The 22,162-nt window shown below is 54.6% G+C and carries 21 protein-coding genes; 17 read left to right on the top strand and 4 right to left on the bottom strand.

Features of this window, described 5'->3' with window-relative positions; genetic code table 11:
* The first annotated feature begins 17 nt into the window (after positions 1-17).
* The 3 genes from efeO to PCH01S_RS25825 are packed head-to-tail and all read left to right on the top strand — an operon-like array spanning position 18 to position 4,031.
* Positions 18-905, top strand: a complete 888-nt coding sequence (efeO, locus tag PCH01S_RS25835; protein ID WP_042234629.1) for an iron uptake system protein EfeO — start codon at positions 18-20, stop codon at positions 903-905.
* Entirely contained in the window at positions 902-2,200 is a 1,299-nt protein-coding gene (efeB, locus tag PCH01S_RS25830) for an iron uptake transporter deferrochelatase/peroxidase subunit (protein WP_042234627.1), read from the top strand. The genes efeO and efeB overlap by 4 nt, the downstream gene beginning before the upstream one ends.
* Positions 2,181-4,031, top strand: a complete 1,851-nt coding sequence (locus PCH01S_RS25825) for an FTR1 family iron permease (protein WP_042234625.1) — start codon at positions 2,181-2,183, stop codon at positions 4,029-4,031. Before efeB ends, PCH01S_RS25825 begins: the two co-directional genes overlap by 20 nt.
* A gap of 67 nt (positions 4,032-4,098) precedes the next feature.
* Here the strand turns inward: PCH01S_RS25825 and ant(6) are convergent, their stop codons facing one another.
* Together ant(6) and PCH01S_RS25815 are read right to left on the bottom strand one after the other, a co-directional pair.
* Positions 4,099-4,953, bottom strand: a complete 855-nt coding sequence (gene ant(6), locus PCH01S_RS25820; RefSeq protein WP_042234623.1) for an aminoglycoside 6-adenylyltransferase — start codon at positions 4,951-4,953, stop codon at positions 4,099-4,101.
* A 318-nt stretch (positions 4,954-5,271) separates the two neighbouring features.
* Positions 5,272-6,264, bottom strand: a complete 993-nt coding sequence (locus PCH01S_RS25815) for an ABC transporter substrate-binding protein (protein ID WP_042234621.1) — start codon at positions 6,262-6,264, stop codon at positions 5,272-5,274.
* Between the two features lie 261 nt (positions 6,265-6,525).
* Here PCH01S_RS25815 and PCH01S_RS25810 point away from each other — a divergent pair, with 261 nt between their 5' ends.
* The 9 genes from PCH01S_RS25810 to map all read left to right on the top strand — a co-directional run bounded on the left by PCH01S_RS25810 (position 6,526) and on the right by map (position 15,257).
* Positions 6,526-7,914, top strand: a complete 1,389-nt coding sequence (locus tag PCH01S_RS25810; RefSeq protein WP_042234620.1) for a phytase — start codon at positions 6,526-6,528, stop codon at positions 7,912-7,914.
* Between the two features lie 254 nt (positions 7,915-8,168).
* On the top strand, positions 8,169-8,942 hold the full coding sequence (locus PCH01S_RS25805) for an SDR family NAD(P)-dependent oxidoreductase (protein ID WP_042234619.1): 774 nt from the start codon (positions 8,169-8,171) through the stop codon (positions 8,940-8,942).
* Between the two features lie 25 nt (positions 8,943-8,967).
* Complete coding sequence (locus PCH01S_RS25800; RefSeq protein ID WP_042234618.1) at positions 8,968-10,023, top strand: LLM class flavin-dependent oxidoreductase; 1,056 nt, start codon at positions 8,968-8,970, stop codon at positions 10,021-10,023.
* Between the two features lie 169 nt (positions 10,024-10,192).
* A complete protein-coding gene (locus PCH01S_RS25795; RefSeq protein ID WP_042234617.1) occupies positions 10,193-10,504 on the top strand; it encodes a hypothetical protein in 312 nt (103 codons plus the stop codon).
* Positions 10,505-10,679: 175 nt separating this feature from the next.
* Positions 10,680-11,225, top strand: a complete 546-nt coding sequence (gene msrA / locus PCH01S_RS25790) for a peptide-methionine (S)-S-oxide reductase MsrA (RefSeq protein WP_042234616.1) — start codon at positions 10,680-10,682, stop codon at positions 11,223-11,225.
* Positions 11,226-11,332: 107 nt separating this feature from the next.
* Complete coding sequence (gene deoD / locus PCH01S_RS25785) at positions 11,333-12,043, top strand: purine-nucleoside phosphorylase (protein WP_042234615.1); 711 nt, start codon at positions 11,333-11,335, stop codon at positions 12,041-12,043.
* Between the two features lie 378 nt (positions 12,044-12,421).
* Positions 12,422-13,378, top strand: coding sequence for a TRM11 family SAM-dependent methyltransferase (locus PCH01S_RS25780; RefSeq protein ID WP_042234613.1), 957 nt, complete (start codon positions 12,422-12,424; stop codon positions 13,376-13,378).
* 335 nt (positions 13,379-13,713) lie between these two features.
* A complete protein-coding gene (locus PCH01S_RS25775; RefSeq protein ID WP_042234612.1) occupies positions 13,714-14,484 on the top strand; it encodes a TetR/AcrR family transcriptional regulator in 771 nt (256 codons plus the stop codon).
* Positions 14,485-14,510: 26 nt separating this feature from the next.
* On the top strand, positions 14,511-15,257 hold the full coding sequence (gene map, locus PCH01S_RS25770; RefSeq protein ID WP_042234611.1) for a type I methionyl aminopeptidase: 747 nt from the start codon (positions 14,511-14,513) through the stop codon (positions 15,255-15,257).
* A 341-nt stretch (positions 15,258-15,598) separates the two neighbouring features.
* Here the strand turns inward: map and PCH01S_RS25765 are convergent, their stop codons facing one another.
* Positions 15,599-15,820, bottom strand: coding sequence for a glycine zipper domain-containing protein (locus PCH01S_RS25765; RefSeq protein WP_042234609.1), 222 nt, complete (start codon positions 15,818-15,820; stop codon positions 15,599-15,601).
* A gap of 371 nt (positions 15,821-16,191) precedes the next feature.
* Between PCH01S_RS25765 and PCH01S_RS25760 the strand changes: the two genes are divergently transcribed.
* The 5 genes from PCH01S_RS25760 to PCH01S_RS25740 all read left to right on the top strand — a co-directional run bounded on the left by PCH01S_RS25760 (position 16,192) and on the right by PCH01S_RS25740 (position 21,134).
* Positions 16,192-17,019 carry a TIM barrel protein gene (locus tag PCH01S_RS25760; protein WP_042234607.1) on the top strand — a complete coding sequence of 276 codons (828 nt, stop codon included), beginning with the start codon at positions 16,192-16,194 and terminating at the stop codon, positions 17,017-17,019.
* A gap of 16 nt (positions 17,020-17,035) precedes the next feature.
* On the top strand, positions 17,036-18,379 hold the full coding sequence (locus PCH01S_RS25755) for an amino acid permease (RefSeq protein WP_042234606.1): 1,344 nt from the start codon (positions 17,036-17,038) through the stop codon (positions 18,377-18,379).
* Positions 18,380-18,483: 104 nt separating this feature from the next.
* The gene (locus PCH01S_RS25750; RefSeq protein WP_042234603.1) at positions 18,484-19,497 is read left to right on the top strand and encodes an SIS domain-containing protein; all 1,014 of its coding nucleotides are present in this window, start codon (positions 18,484-18,486) and stop codon (positions 19,495-19,497) included.
* Positions 19,498-19,557: 60 nt separating this feature from the next.
* Positions 19,558-20,340, top strand: a complete 783-nt coding sequence (gene frlD / locus PCH01S_RS25745) for a fructoselysine 6-kinase (RefSeq protein WP_042234601.1) — start codon at positions 19,558-19,560, stop codon at positions 20,338-20,340.
* Between the two features lie 65 nt (positions 20,341-20,405).
* A complete protein-coding gene (locus PCH01S_RS25740) occupies positions 20,406-21,134 on the top strand; it encodes a GntR family transcriptional regulator (protein ID WP_042234598.1) in 729 nt (242 codons plus the stop codon).
* Positions 21,135-21,198: 64 nt separating this feature from the next.
* Here PCH01S_RS25740 and nfsA read toward each other — a convergent pair whose 3' ends face one another.
* The gene (gene nfsA / locus PCH01S_RS25735) at positions 21,199-21,933 is read right to left on the bottom strand and encodes an oxygen-insensitive NADPH nitroreductase (protein WP_042234597.1); all 735 of its coding nucleotides are present in this window, start codon (positions 21,931-21,933) and stop codon (positions 21,199-21,201) included.
* Positions 21,934-22,162 lie beyond the last annotated feature (229 nt).

Here is a 22,162-nt window from a genome sequence, read left to right as displayed (position 1 = left end):
CTTGAGGAGTTGTCTCTATGAAGATTCGTTATGTCGCGCTTTTTGCAGCCTGCACGGTGCTTTTTACAGGATGTGGTACCAAAAACAATGAAAACTCGGGTGCTTCCGCAACACCGGATGCCAAAGCGACTCCGTCAGCGGCAGCGGCAACTCCGGCTCCGGCAGGCGATGAATCGTGGAAACCGATTCTCGACGCTTACCGCACGTACGCCACGGAACAATCCGATCTGTTCGTCAAAGAGACGGAAAAGTTCGTGAAGGCCGTTAAATCCGGAAATGTTGAAGAGGCCAAAAAACTGTATGCGCCGACCCGGATGTATTATGAAAGAATCGAACCGATCGCCGAAGCTCTCGGTGACTTGGACCCGAATATCGATGCCCGCGAGAACGATGTGGAAGAGAAAGACTGGCGCGGATTTCACCGCATCGAACAGGCGCTTTGGCAGAAAAACACGACGAAGGGCCAGGAAGAGCATGCGGACCGTCTTTTGAACGATGCGAAGCAGCTTCGAGCCCTGATCGAAACGGTCGAAGTGGATTCGGGCCTGCTTGTAACGGGTGCGGTTGAGCTTCTGAACGAAGTATCCGCCTCCAAAGTGACGGGGGAAGAGGAGCGTTATTCGCATACCGATTTGTATGATTTCGTGGCGAATGTCGAGGGGGCGAAGAAGATTTACACCCTCCTGCAGCCTAAGCTCAAGAGCAAGGACGCGTCGCTCGAAGAAACGATCGGAGCGAAGTTCAAAGACCTGGAACAGGCGCTTGCTACCTACAAAGAAGGGGACGGGTATGTCTCTTACGAGAAATTGAAGCAGGATGATACGAAGAAATTGAGCCGCCTGCTGGATGCGCTGGCCGAGCCCCTTTCTCAAATGGGGACGATTTTGGGAGCGGCTGCGAAATGAGCGGGAACGATAACGATCAGAAAAAAGGATTTTTCGATAAACCGATCAGCCGCAGAGATATTCTGAAGCTGGCCGGAGTTGGCGGCGCCGGGCTATTGCTTGGCGCCGGCGGCGCCAGCGCCCTCGTAGCGGCGCAGGCATCCAAAACGGAAAAGGCGTTTTCCGCCTCGGGAGCCGAAACCGATCCCCAGGGCGCGGTGCCTTTCTACGGCGGCCACCAGGCGGGGATCGTTACGCCCGTCCAGGATTTCATCTGCTTTGCGGCGTTCGATGTGACGGCTTCTTCCCTCGCGGAAGTACGGAAGCTCTTCCAGGCATGGACGGCCGCAGCGGCTAACATGGCTCAGGGCATAATGGTCGGCCAGGACGACGGCAACGAGCTGCTTCCTCCCTCCGATACGGGTGAAGCGGCGGGGCTCACACCGTCCCGGACGACGATAACCTTCGGAGCCGGGACGTCGTTCTTCGACGGCCGTTTCGGTCTCGCGGGCAAGAAGCCCGAGGCCCTTCAGGATCTGCCGGCGTTCGGCGGCGACGAGCTGCGGCCGGAATGGTGCGGCGGCGACCTGTGCGTGCAGGTGTGCGCCAACGATATGCAGATCGCGTTCCACGCGATACGCAATCTGGCGCGCATCGCACGGGGCAAGGCCGTCCTCCGCTGGACGCAGGAAGGGTTCCAGCGGACGGGATATTCGGACCCGGCCAAAGCGACACCGCGCAACCTGATGGGCTTCAAGGACGGCACCGGCAATCCGGATGTGAAGGATGAGCAGGAGATGAAGAAGGTCGTGTGGGCGGACAGCGCGGACGGAAGCGGCTGGATACACGGCGGAAGCTATATGGTCGTCCGCCGGATCCGGATGCGGATCGAGGTCTGGGACCGGTCGACGCTGGCGGATCAGGAGGCCACCTTCGGCCGCCACAGGAACAGCGGCGCTCCGCTTGGCGCATCGGGCGAGTTCGATGCGCCGGATATGGAGAAGAAGGACGCCTCCGGTAAGCCGGTCATTCCGGCTACGTCGCACTTCAAGCTGGCCCGCGGAGACGGTTCCGCCAAAATTTTGCGCAGATCTTACTCCTATTCAACCGGAATAGACCACAAAACAGGCCAGCTGGATGCAGGTCTCTTGTTCGTTTGCTACCAGCGCGATCCGCGCAAGCAGTTTGTTCCCATTCAGAAAGCGCTGGGCAAGAGCGATAAACTCAATGAATATATCGTACACATCGGCAGTGCGGTCTTTGCCTGCTTTCCCGGCGTGAAGGAGGGCGGATACATTGGCGACACCCTTTTTTAAACGAAAAAAACGCAGCCTCTCTGTAGCCGCCGGCCGGAGCGTTTTCAAAATCGGTCTGGCCGCGCTTCTGTTGCTGATCAGCGTAACCGCGGCCGGGACCGGATACTCTCCCGCTTTTGCGGCTGGCGAAAGCAAGGCGTCGGGCGCGGACGGAATGCTTCCCGTAGTCGGAGGCGCGCTCGTTGAAGCCGGGCAGGGAAGCTGGGCGAAAGCCGCCGAGCATCTGGCGGAAGCCGATAAGCTTTGGCAGGCTAACGCCGCCAAGTCCTCCGCTGCGGCAGCGGACGTCAACTCGGCTTTGGCGCACGCAAAGAGAACGGTCGCTGAGGGGGATAAGGACCCCAAGGCCGCAACCGCGGCTCTGTCGGAACTGGCCAAGGCCGTGAACAAGTATGCGAAGGAAGGCCGGCAGGACGCCCAAACGGGCCAGTCCGGGCAGGATACGGCGGTAAGTCTGCTCCCCGTCATGAAACAGCTCGCTGCGAGCATCCAGTCGGGCGACTTAACTCAGGCCTATAACGATTATAAAACCTTAAATAACGGATGGCTCAAAGTCGAGCAGGCTATCCGAAGCGATAATTTTACCGTATACAGCGGAATGGAGACGCAAATGAGCATGATCCGCGTGGCTCTGCAGGCCGAGCCTAAGCAGCCCGAGCAGGCTGCAAGCGAAACCGCGGCTCTTATTCAACTCGTGAACGACTATACGGCCGGCAAGATCGTATCCAAAGCCCCGGAACCCGCGGACATGTCCGTTGCGGAGCTGATCGGGATTCTCGACCAGGCTTCTTCGGACATTGCGGCGGGACATCATACGGAAGCGGCGGGGCAGATGCAGGCTTTTATTCAAAAGTGGCCTTCGGCCGAAGGGCAGGTCAGAATCCGTTCCGCGGCCGTCTATACGCAGATCGAAAATCAGATGACGGAAGCTTCGCGTTATCTCATGTCGGTTCCGCCTGCGGGAGATAAGGCGAAGGAAGTCATCGCGGCCATGCGGGAACAACTGCAGCCGATGACGGGCGAGAAGCGGTACACGGCCGTAGACGCCGGGCTTATTCTGCTGCGCGAGGGCCTCGAAGCGATTCTCGTCATCTCGGCGCTGCTCGCTTATTTGAAGCGTACCGGCAACGGGGATAAGCGCAGGTGGATCTGGTCCGGGGTCGGAAGCGGTCTGCTTCTGAGCGGGGCGATGGCGTTCCTGCTTTCCTATATGATTTCCCAGGCTGCCTCGGGCAGTACACGGGAGTTCATTGAAGGCGGAACGGGGCTCCTTTCCGTCGTTCTCATGCTGACCGTAGGCAATTGGCTGCACGCCAAATCCAATGTGAAAGCGTGGAACAGCTACATTGACCGGCAGATGGGCAGCGCTCTGGCCGGCGGAAGCTTATGGTCGCTGTTCGCGGTCTCTCTGCTCGCGATTCTGCGCGAAGGGGCGGAAACGACGATCTTTTACGTGGGTATGGCGCCTTCGATTGCGCCTTATCAGCTGTTCCTCGGTATCGGAGTAACGCTCCTACTGCTGATCGGCATTGGTTTTGCCATAATCCGGCTGAGTGCCAAACTGCCGATCCGGCCGTTTTTCATTACCGCGTCGGCGCTTATCTACTATCTCGTTTTCCGCTTCCTCGGGGAAAGTATTCACTCCCTGCAGGTCGCGTCGGTTGTACCTGCCCATTCCGCATCCGGACTTCCGTCCGTGGATTGGCTGGGAATTTATCCGACGTGGGAAACGCTGCTCCCTCAGTTGGCGCTGCTCGCTTACATAGCGGCGAAGCTGCTTAGAAGCAGATCCGGTAAGGCGTCTTCGGAGCCTGCTTTGACTAAGCGTTAACCTTTCGTAAAGAACCTTGTTCCATTTTTAATGGGGAAGGTTCTTTTTTTCGTCCATTCACATTCATTTATGTCAATGAAGTATAAATACGTTCCGTATACGCAGTAATGGTTTCATCGTAATCGGGATACGTATAGTCGAGACTTTCTGCCACAGCCTTTGAGCATTTTCTAAATAACTCGTAACAAGTCAATAAAGACTGCCACATCTCCGGATACCCGTTCTCGGAATAGGTCGATAATAAGGATTCCCAATCTTCATTTGGAAGGTAACGATTTATAAATTTATAGTTCTTCCCCACACTAAAGGTATATCCCTGTTCGGATCCGATTTGCCAAGCCATCATTCTCAATAAATTAGGTCTTGCAATCTCGTTTAAATGATCAATAGCAAATAGGATTTCTTTTCTCGCCAATCCTTTTACTACGTAAGTTGAAACCATCCAAAATTCATTGCAGCAATCATCGAATTCTCTTGCGGTCGGCTTTTTAATCCAATATTGGCGATCGTCTGCAATCACCTCATTCTTGATGAGAGTATCCTTATCCAACAAGACCTCAACTAAGCCATCGCTATTGGTGAAATAATCCTCTGCCTCGTTAATCGGAATCAGTGTCAGATCTACTTTATTCCCATCCCCAAAAAGAATTAAATAGGAAAACCAATTCCCTAATTCTGACGGAAAAAGCTCCATATCCTCCGGTTTTTGCAGCATAACGCGTTTCCCGAAAGTTTCAAGCCATTGATCATTTTCCTTGAAGGAATCCATATCTGTTACAAAGTAAGAAATGTCATAATCTTGGTATGTATCAGGGGGAATATTTTTGTTGGTACGTGACCCTTCCAAAGTTGCCAACCGGATTCTATCATCATTCCTAGCGAAATCTACCAGGATATTCATCATTTCTTGTTCACTTCTCATTCTAATCATCCTCCGTTCCAACCTTTATCGTGAAAAGACCTTGGATCAAAAGTTAATCATTTCCAATCCAAGGTGTTAACTAAATTATAGAGCAAATTTTCTTATTTATAAAATTTACCAGGAAAGCGGAAAGCAAGGGCGGCCGAGCGTGCGGCAGTCTCCGGTTTCCCCCTCTTACATAGGAGACAAAAAAACTCCCCCGTAAACGGGCCGTTTTAAGGCGGCGTTCGTATATAGGGGAGTTACTGGGCAAGACCTTGGAAGGTACGGCATATAGGTTTACGGGAAAAGCATTAAAAAGTTCGGACTTTACTCGGCCTACAGCTTATCCGCGTACTTCACCAAATCGTCCAGCATCAGGTTGGCGGCTTTTATTCCGCCTGAAGTGTTCCAAATGATTTCATCGATTTGAAAAGCATTGTTGGTTTTGGCCGCGTTAAGATTTTTGTAGAGCGGGTCCGACATCCATTCCTGCTGGGTTTTCGTGCCGCCTTTGGAATCGTCGTAGTCGGAATTGAAGTAGAAGAGGATATCCCCGTCCATATCGACCATACGCTCCTTCGTAATGACCTCCATGAAGGCGTTCTTATCCTGAGCCGCCGGCCGGGCGAAGCCCAGATCCTTAAGGATGACGCCGGAGAACGTATCGTTCTGATAAATACGGACGGCTCCCGGGAGGAAGCGGACGATGGACACTTTGGACGATGTCTTGGAGCCGAATTTCGCTTTCACATCCGCCACATGCTTGTCGTAAGCGGCGAGAGCTTTTTCACCCTCGGTTTTTTTATTTAAGGCTTCGGCATAGAGCTTGAAGTTTTCTTTCCACTGTCCGGTTAACGTTTCGGCAAAAACCGTCGGAGCGATCTTCTGCAGTTGGCCGTAGATTTTCTCGTGCCGGACTTTGTTTCCGATAATGAGATCGGGCTTGAGAGTAACGATCAGTTCCAGGTTCGGCTGGACTTCCTCTCCCAGATCCGTGACGCCCTGCATCGCATCTTTGATGTGCGGGTACCACGTTTTGCCGACACCGGATTTAACGGCTCCGACAGGTTTGACGCCAAGCTCCAGAAGAGCCTCGGTTCCTTCGTTGGTCAGAATCACGACGCGCTGCGGAGTGCCTTTGATTTCGGTCTCTCCCATCACGTGTTTCACTTTACGTGCGGTATCGGCTTCGGCCGCCGGTGATGCCGTGTTCAGAGTCGTTGAAGCGGCGGGAGCAGTGCCCGGTTTGCCGCACCCGGATACAACCAAGGCGAAAATCGTAAAAATTAAAAGAGCCAGTGTAGACAAGGACCGTTTAGGACGGTTCATTTCGTAGTTCCCCCTTAAGGATTATGTAGGAATAGAGAATGGGTTATTTATTTAAAATTGATTATGATTATCATTCTCATTCGTTATTAAATAGTATATTTCATTTGCTGTCAATACTTTCCTTGATAATTTCCGTTTGTTGCCGTTTATAAATGAAGCGGGTTTTAACAAAACTTTAATACCCTCCGTGATTTCCCCTAATATTCCGTCTTCATAATAAAGATAGAAGCTTATTCGGGTAAAACCGGGAGGACCTTAACGATGAAACTGTTCAAAAGTTTTAGCGTACTGCTGATCGCCGCAAGTTTTTACAGCCAGGCTGCCTGGGCTTCGGTCGAGGAAGGTTATGAACCGCTGAGGGATATGCTGGAGCAGGCAGGAGCCCGCGTGACGTGGAATCAAAGCACGCTGACGGCTGATTTTGCTCTGCAGAGCGGTCTGGAAGGTTCGGTCACTATCGGGAATGACGGATATAAGCTAAACGGAACGGACGGAAAATTGAACGGACACGTGAAACTGATCGGGGATAAAACGTACGTGCCGCCAGGCTTCGTCGAGCTGGTTCTCAGCAAACTGCGCAGCGGCGGCGGGGATCAGACGGCTGTCGGGGAGGCGCTCGCCCGGGTAACGGCGGACGGTGAGACGGAAGCGGTCGACACAGGGGAAGACGCGGCCGATGACCCTGCCGTTTGGGTGCATCCGGATGATCCGGCCAAGAGCAAGCTGCTCGCGACCAACAAGGGCGGCGGAATTCTGGTCTATAACCTGGACGGCAAGCAGGTCCAGTCCTACAAGCTCGGCAAAATGAACAACATCGACGTGCGCTACGGATACGAGCTTAACGGTAAGAGGATGGACATCGCGGCGGCGACGAACCGGACGAGTAATACGGTCGACGTGTTCTCCATCAACCCGGAAACGGGGGCGCTGACCAATATTGCGGCCAAGCCGATTAAGTCGGACATGGGCGAGGTGTACGGCTTCAGCCTTTATCACAGCCTTAAAACCGGCAAGTACTATGCGCTTGTACTCGGCAAAGAAGGGGAATTCGAACAGATCGAACTGATACCCGGACCGGCCGGTGTGGAAGGCAAGCTTGTACGCCACTTCAAACTGGCGTCCCAATCGGAAGGAATTGTCGCGGACGACGAGTACGGAACGATCTACATTGCGGAAGAGGATGCGGCCATATGGAAGATCGGCGCCGAGCCGGACAGCGGCCTGAAGCCTTACGCCAAGGTGGATGAGGCGGGCAAAGGGCATTTAACCGCGGATATCGAAGGATTAGCGCTGTATTACGGGGCGGACGGCAAAGGCTACCTGATGGCTTCCAGCCAGGGAAGCAGCACCTACGCGGTTTACAACCGCCAGGGGACAAACCGGTACTTGGGCAGCTTCGCCGTCCAGGACGGTCTGATCGACGGGACAACGGGGACGGACGGAATCGATGTCGTCGGATTCGGCCTGGGACCGGCCTATCCTAACGGGATTTTCGTGGCGCAGGACGATGAAAATACGGATAACGGAAAGAAACGCAATCAGAACTTCAAAATCGTGTCGTGGGATAAACTGGCGAAGTCGTTCCATGCCCCTCTTCGTATCGACAACGACATCGATCCCCGCAAGCTCAGTTCGCGTAAAAACGGTTGACGTTTTAGGCAGACAGGTTCGGAAGGCTCAGACAAGAATGGGCCGACCGGAGCTGTCTGTTTTTTTACGGCCCGTATAGTCCGTACCTAGGATCATCCTAACTTTCTCCCGCTTCTCCGTCCGGTTTCAACCCCCTGATTCTGAAAAGGCGGCCTTTGCTTTCTGGCGGTTAATCTTTTATCATGAAAACTAATTTAGTTTACTGTTCTGTTCCCGTATGCGCGGGTGCGGTTATATAAAAGGAGTGTATAGGAATGTATTTGCCGTCTTTTCAACTGAAAGGTAAAACGGCTCTGGTGACCGGAGCGGGGAGAGGGATCGGCAGAGCACTGGCTATCGGTCTTGCGGAAGCGGGAGCGGATGTCGTGCTTCTTTCGCGGACGCAGAGCGATCTGGACGCCGTGGCGGCGGAAATTGCCGAAGCGACCGGGCGCAAAGCTTACGCCATTGCGGCGGATGCGGGAACGCGCGAAGGCGTGACGGAGGCCGTCGACCGAGCTGTGCGCGAAGCGGGACGCCTTGATATTCTCGTCAATAACGCGGGCATGAACATCCGTACGCCTGCGCTCGAAGTAACGGATGAGGAGTGGGACGCGATCGTGCAGACGAATCTCAAGTCGGCTTTTCTGATGTCGCAGACGGTCGGGCGCCACATGAAAGAGCACGGGGGAGGGCGGATCGTGAATGTCGCCTCCGTTGCGGGCCATATGGCGCTGCGCACGGGAGTCGTGTACGGCTCGACCAAGGCGGCACTCATTCAAATGACGAAGATCCTGGCGCTGGAATGGGCGAAATACGGCATCCTGGTCAACGCCATCGGCCCCTGGTATTTCCCTACGCCGCTTACGGAGAAGCTGCTGGCCGACGAGTCCTTCGTGGCCGAAGTGACGGGCCGCACGCCGCTGAAGCGGGTGGGCCGGTTGGAGGAGCTGGTCGGACCGGTCGTGTTCCTCTCGTCGGATGCGGCGAGCTATGTGACGGGACAGACGCTTTATGTGGACGGCGGTATGACCATTTATGGATTCTGACGACAGACGCGAAGGAGGAAGACCAATGAAACCGTTGCCGCTGCGTCTCAGCGTGTTGGATCTCGTGCCGGTCATGCAAAAAGCGGATTCCCATACGGCGCTGGGACAAGCCGTCACGCTGGCGCGGACAGCCGAGAAGCTCGGCTATACGCGCTACTGGGTGTCCGAGCACCACGACATGAAGCAGCTCGCCTCCGCGTGCCCGGAAGTGCTCCTGGCCCATATCGGGGCCCATACGGAGCATATCCGGATCGGATCGGGCGCCGTTCTGCTGCCGCATTACCAGCCGGTTAAAGTCGCGGAGGCGTTTCACCTCCTGGCGACGCTGCATCCCGGGCGCATCGATCTGGGCATTGGCCGGGCTCCCGGCGGTTCCGCGCATGTCACGCTTGCCCTGTCCGGCAATTTCCTGGACAATGTGCGGAAAATGCCGGACAAAATCCGCGATCTGACCGCGCTGATCGAAGGCGAATTTACCGTGGAAGGGGAGCGGGTCACGGCCCGCCCGGTTCCGCCCGATTCGCCGGAGCTGTGGCTGCTCGGCACGAACGCCAAAAGCGCCGCTTACGCGGCCGAATACGGCACCGGCTACGTATTCGGCCGGTTCATGAGCGACAACGATGGCGCCGCCGTGCTCGAAGAGTACCGCAGCGCTTTCCGGCCTTCCCGCCTGCTGGCGGAGCCGAAAGCCATCGTCGCCGTCGGCGCGGTCTGCGCCGAGACGGAGGAGCTGGCCCGCGAGCTGGCCGCCGAGGGAGCGGGCTGGCTTCGCTCCGCGATTCCGGCCGCGGAGGAGGCTGCCGGGAGCGAAGCCGTGCAGGCGCAGGTCCGGCATCGGCCGCAGGGTGCGTCTTCGGCGGCGGATGAGGCGGCCGGAGGCAGGCAGCCGGAGAAAGCGGACGCGCAAGGCAGGCGCACGCTGATCGGCACGGCCGGCCAGATCAAGGAGCAACTGCACGAGCTGCAGAAACTATACGGCGCGGACGAGTTCCTCATCGTGACCCAAGTGGCGGATTACGCGCAGCGTCTGAAATCTTACGAACTGCTCGCATCCTGCATCATCGGTGCGGGGCGGCGGTAAGGATGAGACACCGTCCCGGCTAATTTGGATCTCGCGCGGTGGACATTTTTCACGCTATACTCGCATGAAACCTCCGCTCTATCCCGCGGACGATTCTTCCTGTACAATATAAACCAGCGCATGCCGACAAGCCATTTTAAAGCAAAAACTAATTTAAGCAGGTGACATAATGGGTGAAATGGACGGACAAACGATTCAGGTACTGAACGCGAGCATGATTCACGACGTGGAAAACGGATATATCGGCAAAGTGGAATTTAAACTGGCGGAAGGCAAAACCGCTTACGAGGTGGCCCTTTTCAGCAAAAAGGGGAAAGAATGGATGTACAGCTTGAACTTCACCGCCGCATCCGGCACGGAAGAAGAGATTGTCGCCATCGAGCAGCAGCTTGAGGAAGACGACGATCTGTTTGATTTTCTCGTGAACACGGCGCTCAGCCGAATGGAAGGGGATTCTTCCGGGGACGTGGAGGGGGAGTAGTCTCCTTCATGCAGGCCGAGTTTCCGCCGCATTTTCAAGCGATGCCCGCAATTCCGGTTGCGGGTATTTTTGCTGGGCGAATTCGCCGTGAAACTTGCCATCGCGGCGGGAGCCGTGCTATTTTAAGGCCATGCGGCACGTTTTTTTAACCTGGACGTTTAGGAGGGCGACATATATGACAGAGACCGAAAAACAGGGAGCCACTTACGAGCTGGCTACCTTTGCGGGAGGCTGCTTCTGGTGCATGGTGACTCCTTTTGAGGAACTGCCGGGCATTCACGGTATCGTATCGGGGTATACGGGCGGCAGCGAGGTGAATCCGACCTACGAGCAGGTGAAGGCGGGAGAGACCGGTCATGCGGAAGCGGTGCAAATCCGGTTCGATCCTGACGTTTTTCCTTATGAAAAGCTGCTGGAGCTGTTCTGGCAGCAGGTCGACCCGACGGATGCTTTCGGGCAGTTTCAGGATCGGGGGCTTTCGTACCGGGCGGCTATTTTTACTCACACGGAAAAACAGAGGGAGCTTGCGGAGCAGTCCAAGCGGGAGCTGGCGCAAAGCGGCCGGTTCGACAAGCCGATCGTGACGGAGATTGTTCCGGCGGGGCCGTTCTATGAGGCGGAGGAGTACCACCAGAATTATCATCGCAAAAATCCGAAGCACTATAAAGAAGACCGCGCCCAATCCGGGCGGGACGAATTTATCGGCAGCCACTGGAAATAAAATCGGCGGCATGCAGTGAAAATGAGGCCGGAAGCCGGTGCGGCGAACATGCCCGGTTCCGGCCGGATAATCGACAAATGCGGAATTTTGAGAGGAGCTAATGAATCATGAGTGTACATATCGGAGCGAAGGAAAACGAAATCGCGGAACGTATTTTGCTGCCGGGAGACCCGCTGCGGGCGAAGTTTATCGCCGAGAATTTCTTGGAGGATGCCGTCTGCTATAACGAAGTGCGCGGGATGTACGGATTTACCGGAACCTATAAAGGCCAGCGCGTATCGGTTCAAGGGACGGGCATGGGTGTGCCGACCATTTCGATCTACGCGCACGAGCTGCTGGAAAGTTACGGCGTGAAGACGCTGGTGCGCGTCGGTACATGCGGAGCCTTCCATGAGGACGTGAAGGTGCGCGATCTTGTGCTCGCGATGACTTCCCACACGGATTCCGCGGTTAACCGCATCCGCTTCAACGGGCTGGATTTTGCCCCGGCCGCCGATTTCGGCCTGCTGAAGAGCGCCTATGAAGCCGCCGAATCCGCAGGCATGCCCGTACATGTGGGCAGCGTCTTCACAAGCGACACGTTCTACCGCGACGACGAGGGCGCGACAGCGGCCTTGCTGACGAAGTACGGCACTTTGGCGGTAGAAATGGAGACCACCGCGCTGTATACGCTGGCCGCCAAGCACAAAGCCCGGGCGCTGTCCATTCTTACCGTCAGCGATCACCTCGTGACCGGTGAGGAAACGACGGCGGAAGAGCGCCAGACGACGTTCCGCCAGATGATCGAAGTCGCGCTCGATACGGTGATCCAGTATTAAGGGGAAGAGGAATCACAAACCAAATCTGAAATTGTGTACTCTTACTTAAAAATTAAAGTACAACTGATCAGAAGCGCGTTTTCGGCTCTCTGAAAGATTGTCCCTTTATAATTGGCTATAAAATTTAGCTTAGCGAGCTGCTGCAGCTCGCTTTTTTTTATATCCGATATTGCCGGCTGCTTGCAGGATCAGAATATGTTAAAGCCCCGGCCTGCGGAGTAGTCTTTCATTCCATGGATGACTAATTATTAAACGAGAGCTGCATGATAGGATGCGCTTCGTCTCGGGCATGCAGGTATTGGCCGCTGGTAGACGCAGACCCGGGTATCCGTTAGAATACGGGGATACGAGTCAAACCGCAGCAAGGAAGGGATTTCGATGAATTCATCCGCAGACGGCCGCTCTGTGCCGTCTTTTGTATACAGTTTTGCCTGCCACGAGGACGAAAAGGAGCTCTGCATGCTGGAGCTGCGCACTCTGCTAGGCGTCCGGCCGCAGGACGGCTGGGCCGAGAGCCCGCTGGAGCTGGACCCGAGCCGGAGCCCGTTTATTCGGCACCGGTTGGAGGTCCGGCTCCAGGCGGCCAGCCTGGACGAGCTGGCCGAAAGGGCCAAAACGCTCGACTTGAACGGGGACACGTTCAAGCTGCTCTACGTGGAGGCCGAAGGGAAGGCCTCCTACGACGAGCGGCGCGCCATCGAGCGCCGGATCGGCCAGCATGTCCGGGGCAAAGCGGACATGAAGCAGCCCCGGCACCTGCTCGGCGCGGCTTACGCCGGCGGCCGCTGGGTGCTGGGCCCGTGCCGCCGGAGCGAAGCCGTCTGGCTGGCGCACAACAGCAAGCCGCGGCAGTACTCCACGGCGCTGAGCACGCGCGTGGCCCGGGCCGCGGTCAACATCGCGGTGCCGGACCCGGCCGGCATCCGCGCGGTCGATCCGTGCTGCGGCATCGGCACGGTGCTGGTGGAGGCCTTGTCGATGGGCATCGACATCGTCGGCCGCGACCTCAACCCGCTTGCCGTCCGCGGCGCGCGGGAGAATCTCGCCCACTTCGGGTATCCCGATGTGGTGAAGATCAGCGACATCCGTGATCTGGATGGCGCTTATGATGCGCTGCTTCTCGACATGCCGTACAATCTGTGCTCGGTTATCAGCACAGAGGAGCAGCTCGAGATGCTGCGCAGCGCCCGCAGGCTGTCTCCGCGGGCGGTCGTCATCTCGGCAGAGCCGGTTGACGCCGCTCTGGAGCGGGCGGGCTTCGCCGTGAAGGACCGCTGTGTCGTCCGCAAAGGGAGCTTCGAGCGGCAGATTATCGTGTGCGAGCGGCTTCGGTAAAAAATCTTTAAACCACCATAATAAAAAGTGATAGATCCTACCTTGACGGAGGGGCTATCACTTTTTATTTACTTTACGCTAACAACAATTAGGCACCAAAAATGCCGCTGGCGGAAAAATCCTGAAATAACGTGCTTACGCCCCAGCCCGGGGATTAATGGGAACCGTCAGCCTAGCCATGTTCCAAACAGGTCGCTCGTTTGAGGCTCACCCGTTGGTCCAGCACCTATTTTCAGTTTTGAGGGGAATTCTTCAGCTTATCTCTTGTTATTCGCAAGCCGATGTTTTATATTGACATAATAGTAGGTCAAAAACAAAAGAGGTGAAGGGTCGATATGACTCCACGCACGAAGGAACAAAACGAAGAGATCCGGCTGAGGCGTCTGGCGCAAATCCGGAAAGCCGCTGCCGATGTGTTTTTGAATAAAGGGCCTTTACTGGAAATCCGCGATGTGGCCGCGCAGGCGGGACTCGGCTATGGTACGGTATACCATTATTACAGCAATAAGGGCGATTTGCTCCATGATCTGCTGTGGGACGCGTTGGAGCGGGCCGGGGGATGGCTGGAGGCCCCGCTAGAGGCCCTGCCGAAGGCTCCGCCGGAGGTCTCGCTGGAGGTCCCGCGCGCTTCGGCTTCGGGGAAGGCGCCGGTTGGCGGGCATCTCGGCTTGGCAGCCGCGGCGGACACCGGGAACTCGGCTGCCGCGGATTCCCGAAGCGGAAGCCGCGAAACGGCCGCTGCCGCAGAGTTTGGCCCCGTCGCCGCCGCCGGCGTCCGGCTGCTGCAGCTTTGGGCGGAGGCCCCCGCCCTGTACCTGCTGCATAAGCAGGCCGGTGAAGGCTTTGCCTCGCTGCCTGAAGCGCGCTCGGCCCCGCTTTCGGCCGCCTTTCGCCGGGAGGTGCTCGCTCCGCTTGCCGCACTGCTGGAAACCGGGCGTGCGGCGGACGGGGCCGCCGCTTCCGGCGAAAACGCGGCGGAGCCGCCGTATCGGCTGCAGCGTGCGGAAATGCTGCTGGCCGCCTTGGTCGGCTGCGCCTCGCTTTCGCTTCGCCGGGGAAAGCTGTACGAGGAAGCCGGGGATATCGCCCGGTTTTTAAAATTATAGAATGAATAAGGAGCGAATACACAAAGATGATCATTTTAAAATCACCTAGGGAAATCGAAGAGATGAAACCGGCGAGCCAAATCATTGCGGACTGCTACCGCGAGGTGGCCAAACTGATCGAACCTGGGATCACTACCCTGGAAATCAACGACTTTGTTGCCAGACACATCACCAAGCTGGGCGGCAAGCAGTTTACGAAAGGGTACAACGGTTTCCCCGCCGAAACCTGCACTTCGGTCAACGATGTGGTGGCCCACGGCATTCCTTCGAACCGGGCGCTTATGGACGGTGACTTGCTGAAGCTTGACATTGTCGTCGAATACGGGGGATGGTTCGGCGATTCGTGCCATTCCTTTGCGGTGGGCAATATCCGGCCGGAGGCGCAAAAATTAATGAAGGTGGCAAAGGAATGCTTGGATCTGGGGATCGCCCGGGCGATCCCCGGGGGCCGGCTCGGAGACATAACGTCGGCGATTCAACAGCATGCGGAAGCGAACGGGTATTCGCTCGTACGCGATCTGCTGGCGCACGGGATCGGGCGGAGCCTGCACGAGGAGCCGAGCTACGAGCATATCGGCGTTGCCGGCAAAGGCATTCGGTTAAAGGAAGGCATGGTGTTTACGATTGAACCGATGCTCAACGAAGGTACGTATCGTATCACGATCGACGACGATCAGTGGACGGCTAGAACGGCCGACGGCAAGTTGTCGGCGCAGTATGAGCATACGATCGCAGTCACGTCGGACGGACCGCTGATTTTAACGGCCCTGTAAGAATAAAGGCGAACGGACGGGAATGCGTCATTTTAGGAAATAAGCCGCCAACCCGGCCTGCTTGGCCCGACGAAAGTCCGTAATCCGAAACGACGAAAAAGCGTTTGGCCCAACCTGGGACCAAGGCGCTTTTTTATATGGTTTGTAACTTTACCGATTTACCAAAAACCGCGTTGTTATGCGCTTTATTTATTCGCTGAAGCATTTCACGATCCGCATCCCCTATATGATGGAGACTTTGGGTGGAGAAAGGTGCAAAGTCAAGAAGGAGAACAGGGAATCCCTGTTCTCCTTCTTTGTTCTGGCGTGGAGGTTACTCCCGGCCCGAGGATGATCTGTTTCTATTTCTGGCCCGACTGCTTATCATTGTCGCCCATTCCTTCACCGGCTTTGTTGCCTAATGCAGCGCCCGCAACCCCGCCTGCCAATGTACCCAACGGGCCTAGGATGGAGCCTACGGCAGCGCCTGCCGCAGCACCTCCGACGGTTCCCACAGCTTCACCGGCATTAATGCCGTTTTTGCCATCGCGGTTGCGGCTCTGTTTATCGTTATTCTCGGACATGTTGTTTCCCTCCTTGTACGTGGTATGGAAGCACAGCTGTTTGGATCAGCGCCGGTCCCGAACTTAGTGTACCCATCCTTGAGGAAAGACATTTCTTGATTTCTGTTACGGTTTGCCTTAATCAGATGAACGGGTCAAGGTTCATAGACTTAAGCTAAGTTTTATCTCGATAAAAGCAGGCAGAGCGGGCAGCGCCTCCAAGCTTGCTTTTTTGTGTTTTGTTGAACGAACTGCAAGGCAGGTCGTACTTTTAAGACGTCAAACAGGAAATGGTTCCCTTATAAAAAAAGGCGTTGAAATATATGTAACTCTTAGTTATAATACAAAGCATAACAAATAATAAAACGCTTTCATTGAGAGAGGGTGAAGCAATGAACCTAGCCGGAATGAACATTACGTACAAGCATTTTCCCTTCGAGCACTTCCTGGATTCCATGTCGGAGCTCGGCATCGGTCATATCGAACTGTGGGCGGGTGAACCTCATTTGTATGTCTACCGTAATGTTCTCGGTAACTTAAGGCAGATCAGGCGGCAGCTGAAGTCAAGAGAGATGCAGGTTGTCTGTTACACGCCGGAGCAGTGCGTTTATCCGTTCAACATCGCGGCCTCAGACGCACATTTGCGGCAGAAGAGTGTCGAATATTTCATCGATAATCTGTACGCCGCGCTGAAGCTGGGGACCGATATGATGCTTATGACTTCGGGAATCGGGGACTTCCCGGTATCCCGGGAGGAATCGTGGAAATATGCAACCGATTCGATCTACCAGGTATCGCGGGTGGCTGAGAAGGAGGGGGTGACGCTTGCGCTGGAGCCTCTGACCCGGTTCGAATCGAATCTTCTGATCGACGTGGAAGGAATTCTGAGGGTGATGAGGGACGTCAATTCCCCTTCGTTAAAAGGAATGATCGATACCGTAGCGATGCAGCTTGCAGGAGAGACGCCGGAGGATTACTTTACGAAACTGTCTGAGCTCTGCCATTTCCATCTGATTGACGGAGACGGCTCGTCCGATGCGCATCTGGCTTTAGATGACGGGGTGCTGAATTGGAGAGAATATATAACAACCCTTCAAAGCCGCGGTTATAAAGGAGCTTGCACCTTAGAGATTATGGGATCCGGTTATTACCAGAGTCCGCATGAGGCACTTAAGAAATCAATCAGGAAAATAAGGGATTCGGAAGTCTACTCATCTTGATTTGGAGGAACTCGCTATGAGTAATGGCACACTTACACGAAAACTGGGTTTCTGGTCGGCCCTGGCTATCGCAGTCGGAACTACGGTAGGTTCCGGCATATTTGTCTCTTCCGGTGATGTGGCAAAAGCGGCGGGTCTTCCCTCGATTTCAATCCTGGCCTGGATTATCGGCGGGGTCATCGCAATTCCGCAGGTCATGGTGCTGGCTGAATTATCAACGGCTTATCCGCAAAATGGAAGCGGTTACGTTTACCTGAATAAAGCGGGCTGGAGACCCCTGGCGTTCCTGTATGGCTGGGCGACATTCTGGGCGCTCGATCCGCCGTCCATTTCAATTATGGCTTTGGCCATCGTGGCTTACTTGGCAAGCTTCTTCCCGTTCTTTGCCGGATTCGCCGGCAAGCTGCTCGGGGTGGCGATTATTCTGATCATCACCTCCATCCATTACCGCAGCGTTAAGGGAGGCGGAAGCTTTCAGGTCATTATTACCGCTGTTAAAATCATTCCTTTCCTCATTGTTATTGTGCTCGGACTTATGTATATGAATTTTGACAACTTCGCTTACACCCCAGCGGCGGGAGCCGGAAGCTCAAGTCTTATCGGAGGCGTATCCGCTACGACCTGGGCGTACACGGGAATGGCAGCCATCTGTTTTATGGCGGGAGAATTCAAAAATCCAGGGAAAGTTCTGCCTAGGGCATTAATCAGTTCTGTGCTGATTATACTTGGCCTGTATACACTGCTTGCGGTGTGTGTCACCGGCTTGATGCCGTTCGACAAGCTTATGGGTTCCAGCTCTGCTGTATCCGACGCCGTGAAATACATTCCGGGATTATCCGGCATTGCCTCGTCTTTTGTGGCCGTTACGGCAATCATTGTTATTCTGGGTTCCTTAAGCTCGTGCATCATGTTTCAGCCGCGCCTGGAGTATGCCATGGCGAAGGACGGACTGTTCTTCCAACGCTTCGGGAAAGTCCATCCCAAATTCGAAACACCCAGCTTCTCGATTATCGCTCAGGTTACATTTGCCTGTATTCTTGTGTTCTTCAGCAATCTAACGGAATTGCTCGGTTATTTTACACTCATTCAGCTGGTTATTAACATCCTCGACTTTGCCGCCGTCTATAAATGCCGGAAGAGAGACGATTATAACCCCATTTACCGGATGCCAATGTGGAGAGTAACGACCATCCTGGCGATCGCCGGGGCGGCATGGCTGGCATGGGGAACCTTCACGTGGGCCCCGATTCAAGGCATGATTGCGGCTGCAATTGTTATCGCGACAGGCCTGCCCGTGTACTATTACTGGGAGAAGAAATATGGCTCCAAAAAGTCCGGGGACAGCCCGATCGTTGCTTAGTAAAAAAATATTGTTTAAATTGTAATGTTAATTTATAATACAAGGCATAACAAATATAATTGGGTCATATTGGAGATCGCCTTCAATATGGGGAGGGAACGAACATGTTGAACTTTGATGAACAGTTATTCCTTAAGCTTGTGGAACAAGAGGGCCTTGCCTTTAGAGGGCAGATTGAAGAGATTGTGGACGGAATTTGCAAGAAAGGGTACAGCAACATCTTTCTGATCGGTGCGGGTGGTACGATCGCCATGATGTATCCTTATGAATATATTTTGAAATCGAACTCGACGATTGACGTGCATGCGGAGATCGCCGCTGAGTTCATGGTGATGAACAACCGCCATTTCAGCAAAGATTCCGTATGTATCTTCACCTCGGTATCCGGGACAACTCAGGAGACTGTGGCCGCAGCCGAGTTCTGTAAGGAACGCGGAGCAACTACCATCGCGCTTGTGGCTGAACCGGACACGCCGCTGACGAAGATTGTGGATCACTGCATCACCACTGGCTCGGAGAAACATTCCTTCGATACGTTTTTCATGCTGCTGCACATGGTCGTGTTCCGCTTCATGTATAACAATAACGAGTTCCCTCAATACGATCAGTTCGTCAAGGAAGTCTCCCTGCTGCCGCGTGCGATTCTGGATGCGGTCAAGACCTTCGATCCGAAAGCGGAAGCCTTCGCGAAAGAGCATAAGGAAACTGGCTACCACATGATGGTGGGCTCCGGAAATCTATGGGGGAATACGTACTCATACGCGATGTGTATTCTGGAAGAGATGCAGTGGATTCACGCGAAATCGATCCATGCGGCGGAGTTCTTCCACGGCACACTTGAGCTGGTGGTTGAGGATACTAGCGTGATTTTGCTAAAAGGTGAAGACGAAACCCGGCCGCTGATGGACCGCGTGGAACGTTTTGCCGAGAAGATCACGAAGAAACTGACTCTTATTGATACCAAGGAATTCAAAATGGAAGGCATCGGCGAAGAGTTCAGAAAACATTTCTCCGTCAATATCAACTGGTCCGTACTCAGCCGCATCAGCGTCCACCTGGAGCGCGAGAGAAATCATCCGTTAACGCTTAGAAGATACTATCGTCAAATGGAATATTAAAATGTCGTGAGCACTACTTTGTAGTGCTCCTCTTTTAATCGCAGGGAAGGCGGGAACAAGATGAGAATCGTTACAATCGGAGATAATTGCATGGATGTTTATCAGGCCAGCGGCAAAGCCTACCCGGGAGGCAATCCGGTGAATGTGGCCGTTTATTTAACGGAACTAGGTGCACAGACCGCTTATATTGGCTGGGTAGGCACGGACATGTATGGGGAGATTATGATCCGGGCTATTAAGGATAAGGGCGTGGATACTTCCCGAATATCCAAAAAGGCAGGAAAAACAGCGGTAACCCAGGTTGAGATGATCGGCAATGATCGCAAGTTCGGCGATTATGACGAAGGGGTTATGGCGCAGTTTTCTCTTACTCCGGAGGAAATTAGCTTTGCCGGAAATTATCAGCTTGTACATTCGGGCATATGGGGGCATGCCGATAAGTATTTTGCCGCGTTTAAGGAAAAGGGTCTGGTGACCTCTTTTGATTTCTCGGACCAGCTTGGCGACGAGCTCGTACAAACCTTAACGCCCCATGTGGATTATCCGTTCTTCTCCTACACCCGGGACGATGACTATATCCGGAGGCTTCTGACCGAAGTGAAACAGAGAGGATCTCAAATCGCCGTCGCTACCCTGGGAGAGAACGGTTCACTGGCCTATGACGGGGAGCGGTTCTATACGTGCGGCGTCGGTAAGGTGAATGTGGCGGATACGATGGGCGCGGGGGATTCGTTTATTGCGGGGTTCATCCACGGCAGATTGAACGGGCTTCGGGTCGAGGCCTGCCTGGAACAGGGCGCGTCGACGGCGGCGAAGACCATAGGATATTTCGGGGCATGGTGACTGGAGTAGGCCATCAATGTATAATATGAAGTATATAATCATTGATGGATAAGGATGAATGAACGATGAATTTAAATCCTTCAACCCCCCAGCCGCTGTATATGCAGATCCGGCAAATGTTGAAGAATGATATCCAGCAAGGAAGATATAAACCGGATGAACAGATACCAACCGAGGCGGAGCTCTGTGATACTTATAATGTAAGCCGGATTACGATCAGGAAAGCGATCGAGGAGTTGGTGCGGGACGGCACACTGACGCGGATTCCCCGCAGAGGCACCTTTGTGGCCTCGAACAAGTTCCACAATGAGCTATTATCTGTAAGCGGATTCTCGGAGTTTAGCCATCAACTCGGCATGATCCCGAATTCCCGGATTCTCCGGAGTGAGGTCATTCAGGCCTCGGAGGACGTAGCCGGGCATCTTCAGATTGAGGAAGGCAGTCCCGTGCTGGAGCTTGAGCGGCTGATGTACGTGGATGACCGCCCTCTTTTCTATGATATTGCCCATTATTCACTCACCCGGTTTCCCGATCTGGAGAAGAAGATTGCGATGAACGAATCGACCTACAAGATTCTGTCAGAGGACTATCAGACCGAAATTGTAAGCAATGATAAGATCATCGATGTCATTGGGGCGACCAAAGATTACGCGAAGCTGCTTGAATGTGATATCGGGGCGAATCTGTTCCGGATCTTAAAAATTGCTTTCGACGCGAACGATGAGCCGGTTCACCTCTCCACCTTCATGTGTGAGACCAACCGGGTCAACTTGACCGTTCACCGGGCCAAATAAAGTCATGCCTAGCGGCATGAAGACCCCAAAAGAAGGGGTCTTTTGTTTATCCAGGAGTACGGAACTACTCCAGTCTAAACCCCTGTTTCTCCAGAAACGGCTTCAAATGAGCGCGTACCGGTTGACGGTACTTGTCCGCCATACTCCGGGACCAGGTGATGCTCTGCTTGCCTCCGGTCCGTTCCTCGTAGTATTTCCGCGTCGTCTCATCGTACCGGCGGACTCCTTCGTCCGAGCGGTCGCTCTGATAGCCGTTCTCGTGCAGAACGGCCGTCTGGGGAAGCCGGGGACGGAGGGAAGGCTCCTGGTCCGGCACGCCTACGCACATTCCGAACACCGGGTAGACGAGCTCGGGGAGCTTCAGCGCTTCGGCGACGCCGTCCGGGTTGTTGCGGATGCCTCCGATGTAGCAGATGCCCAGGCCGAGGGATTCGGCCGCGATTGCGGCATTCTGCGCGGCCAGCGCTGCGTCCATCGAGGCAACGAGGAAGCTTTCGGTGTTCTGGTGGAACACTTCGCCGGACTGCTCGGTTGCTTTGCGGAGCCGGTTCAGGTCGGCGCAGAACACGAGAAAGAGTCCGCACTGCTCGACGTAGGCCTGATTGCCGGCGAGCCGGGCCAGTTCTTTTTTCAGCGCGGGATCGGTGGCGGCAATGATGGTGTAGGCCTGAACGCTACTTGAAGTCGAGGCCATCTGTGCGGAAGCGATAATCGCTTGCAGTTGATCCCCGGGAATCGGATCGGGTTTGAACTTGCGGATAGAGCGGTGCCGGGTAAGCAGATCGATAACGGAATTCATGGGCGTAATCTCCTTTTTATCAGAGCATAAGATAAATGTTGATCGGACTGTTACAGTTAGTTCTATTATAAGCGAAAACTTGGTAAGATCGTACTGATAGCCGGAAAGAGATGAAAGGATAAAAACCGCTGAGAGCCGCTGAGAGCCGCTTAGAGCTGCTCAGAGCTGCTCAGAGCCGTCAAGGGACGGAGAAGTCCGGGAGGCAAAGAGCGGATGGGCCTGAAGTTAT

The sequence above is a fragment of the Paenibacillus chitinolyticus NBRC 15660 genome, from assembly GCF_000739915.1.
Taxonomy (GTDB): Bacteria; Bacillota; Bacilli; order Paenibacillales; family NBRC-103111; genus Paenibacillus_F; species Paenibacillus_F chitinolyticus.
Note: the sequence above shows the minus strand (reverse complement) of the source record. Positions and strands in the feature narration are given on the sequence as shown.

Excerpts from the sequence above, each read along its gene's own strand:
- PCH01S_RS25740 (WP_042234598.1), top strand. The coding sequence starts at position 20,406 with ATGAATTTAAATCCTTCAACCCCCCAGCCGCTGTATATGCAGATCCGG.
- PCH01S_RS25795 (WP_042234617.1), top strand. The coding sequence starts at position 10,193 with ATGGGTGAAATGGACGGACAAACGATTCAGGTACTGAACGCGAGCATG.
- msrA (WP_042234616.1), top strand. The coding sequence starts at position 10,680 with ATGACAGAGACCGAAAAACAGGGAGCCACTTACGAGCTGGCTACCTTT.
- PCH01S_RS25750 (WP_042234603.1), top strand. The coding sequence starts at position 18,484 with ATGTTGAACTTTGATGAACAGTTATTCCTTAAGCTTGTGGAACAAGAG.
- efeB (WP_042234627.1), top strand. The coding sequence starts at position 902 with ATGAGCGGGAACGATAACGATCAGAAAAAAGGATTTTTCGATAAACCG.
- PCH01S_RS25815 (WP_042234621.1), bottom strand. The coding sequence starts at position 6,264 with ATGAACCGTCCTAAACGGTCCTTGTCTACACTGGCTCTTTTAATTTTT.
- map (WP_042234611.1), top strand. The coding sequence starts at position 14,511 with ATGATCATTTTAAAATCACCTAGGGAAATCGAAGAGATGAAACCGGCG.
- PCH01S_RS25810 (WP_042234620.1), top strand. The coding sequence starts at position 6,526 with ATGAAACTGTTCAAAAGTTTTAGCGTACTGCTGATCGCCGCAAGTTTT.
- deoD (WP_042234615.1), top strand. The coding sequence starts at position 11,333 with ATGAGTGTACATATCGGAGCGAAGGAAAACGAAATCGCGGAACGTATT.
- PCH01S_RS25780 (WP_042234613.1), top strand. The coding sequence starts at position 12,422 with ATGAATTCATCCGCAGACGGCCGCTCTGTGCCGTCTTTTGTATACAGT.
- PCH01S_RS25760 (WP_042234607.1), top strand. The coding sequence starts at position 16,192 with ATGAACCTAGCCGGAATGAACATTACGTACAAGCATTTTCCCTTCGAG.
- nfsA (WP_042234597.1), bottom strand. The coding sequence starts at position 21,933 with ATGAATTCCGTTATCGATCTGCTTACCCGGCACCGCTCTATCCGCAAG.
- PCH01S_RS25800 (WP_042234618.1), top strand. The coding sequence starts at position 8,968 with ATGAAACCGTTGCCGCTGCGTCTCAGCGTGTTGGATCTCGTGCCGGTC.
- efeO (WP_042234629.1), top strand. The coding sequence starts at position 18 with ATGAAGATTCGTTATGTCGCGCTTTTTGCAGCCTGCACGGTGCTTTTT.
- frlD (WP_042234601.1), top strand. The coding sequence starts at position 19,558 with ATGAGAATCGTTACAATCGGAGATAATTGCATGGATGTTTATCAGGCC.
- PCH01S_RS25775 (WP_042234612.1), top strand. The coding sequence starts at position 13,714 with ATGACTCCACGCACGAAGGAACAAAACGAAGAGATCCGGCTGAGGCGT.
- PCH01S_RS25755 (WP_042234606.1), top strand. The coding sequence starts at position 17,036 with ATGAGTAATGGCACACTTACACGAAAACTGGGTTTCTGGTCGGCCCTG.
- PCH01S_RS25805 (WP_042234619.1), top strand. The coding sequence starts at position 8,169 with ATGTATTTGCCGTCTTTTCAACTGAAAGGTAAAACGGCTCTGGTGACC.
- PCH01S_RS25765 (WP_042234609.1), bottom strand. The coding sequence starts at position 15,820 with ATGTCCGAGAATAACGATAAACAGAGCCGCAACCGCGATGGCAAAAAC.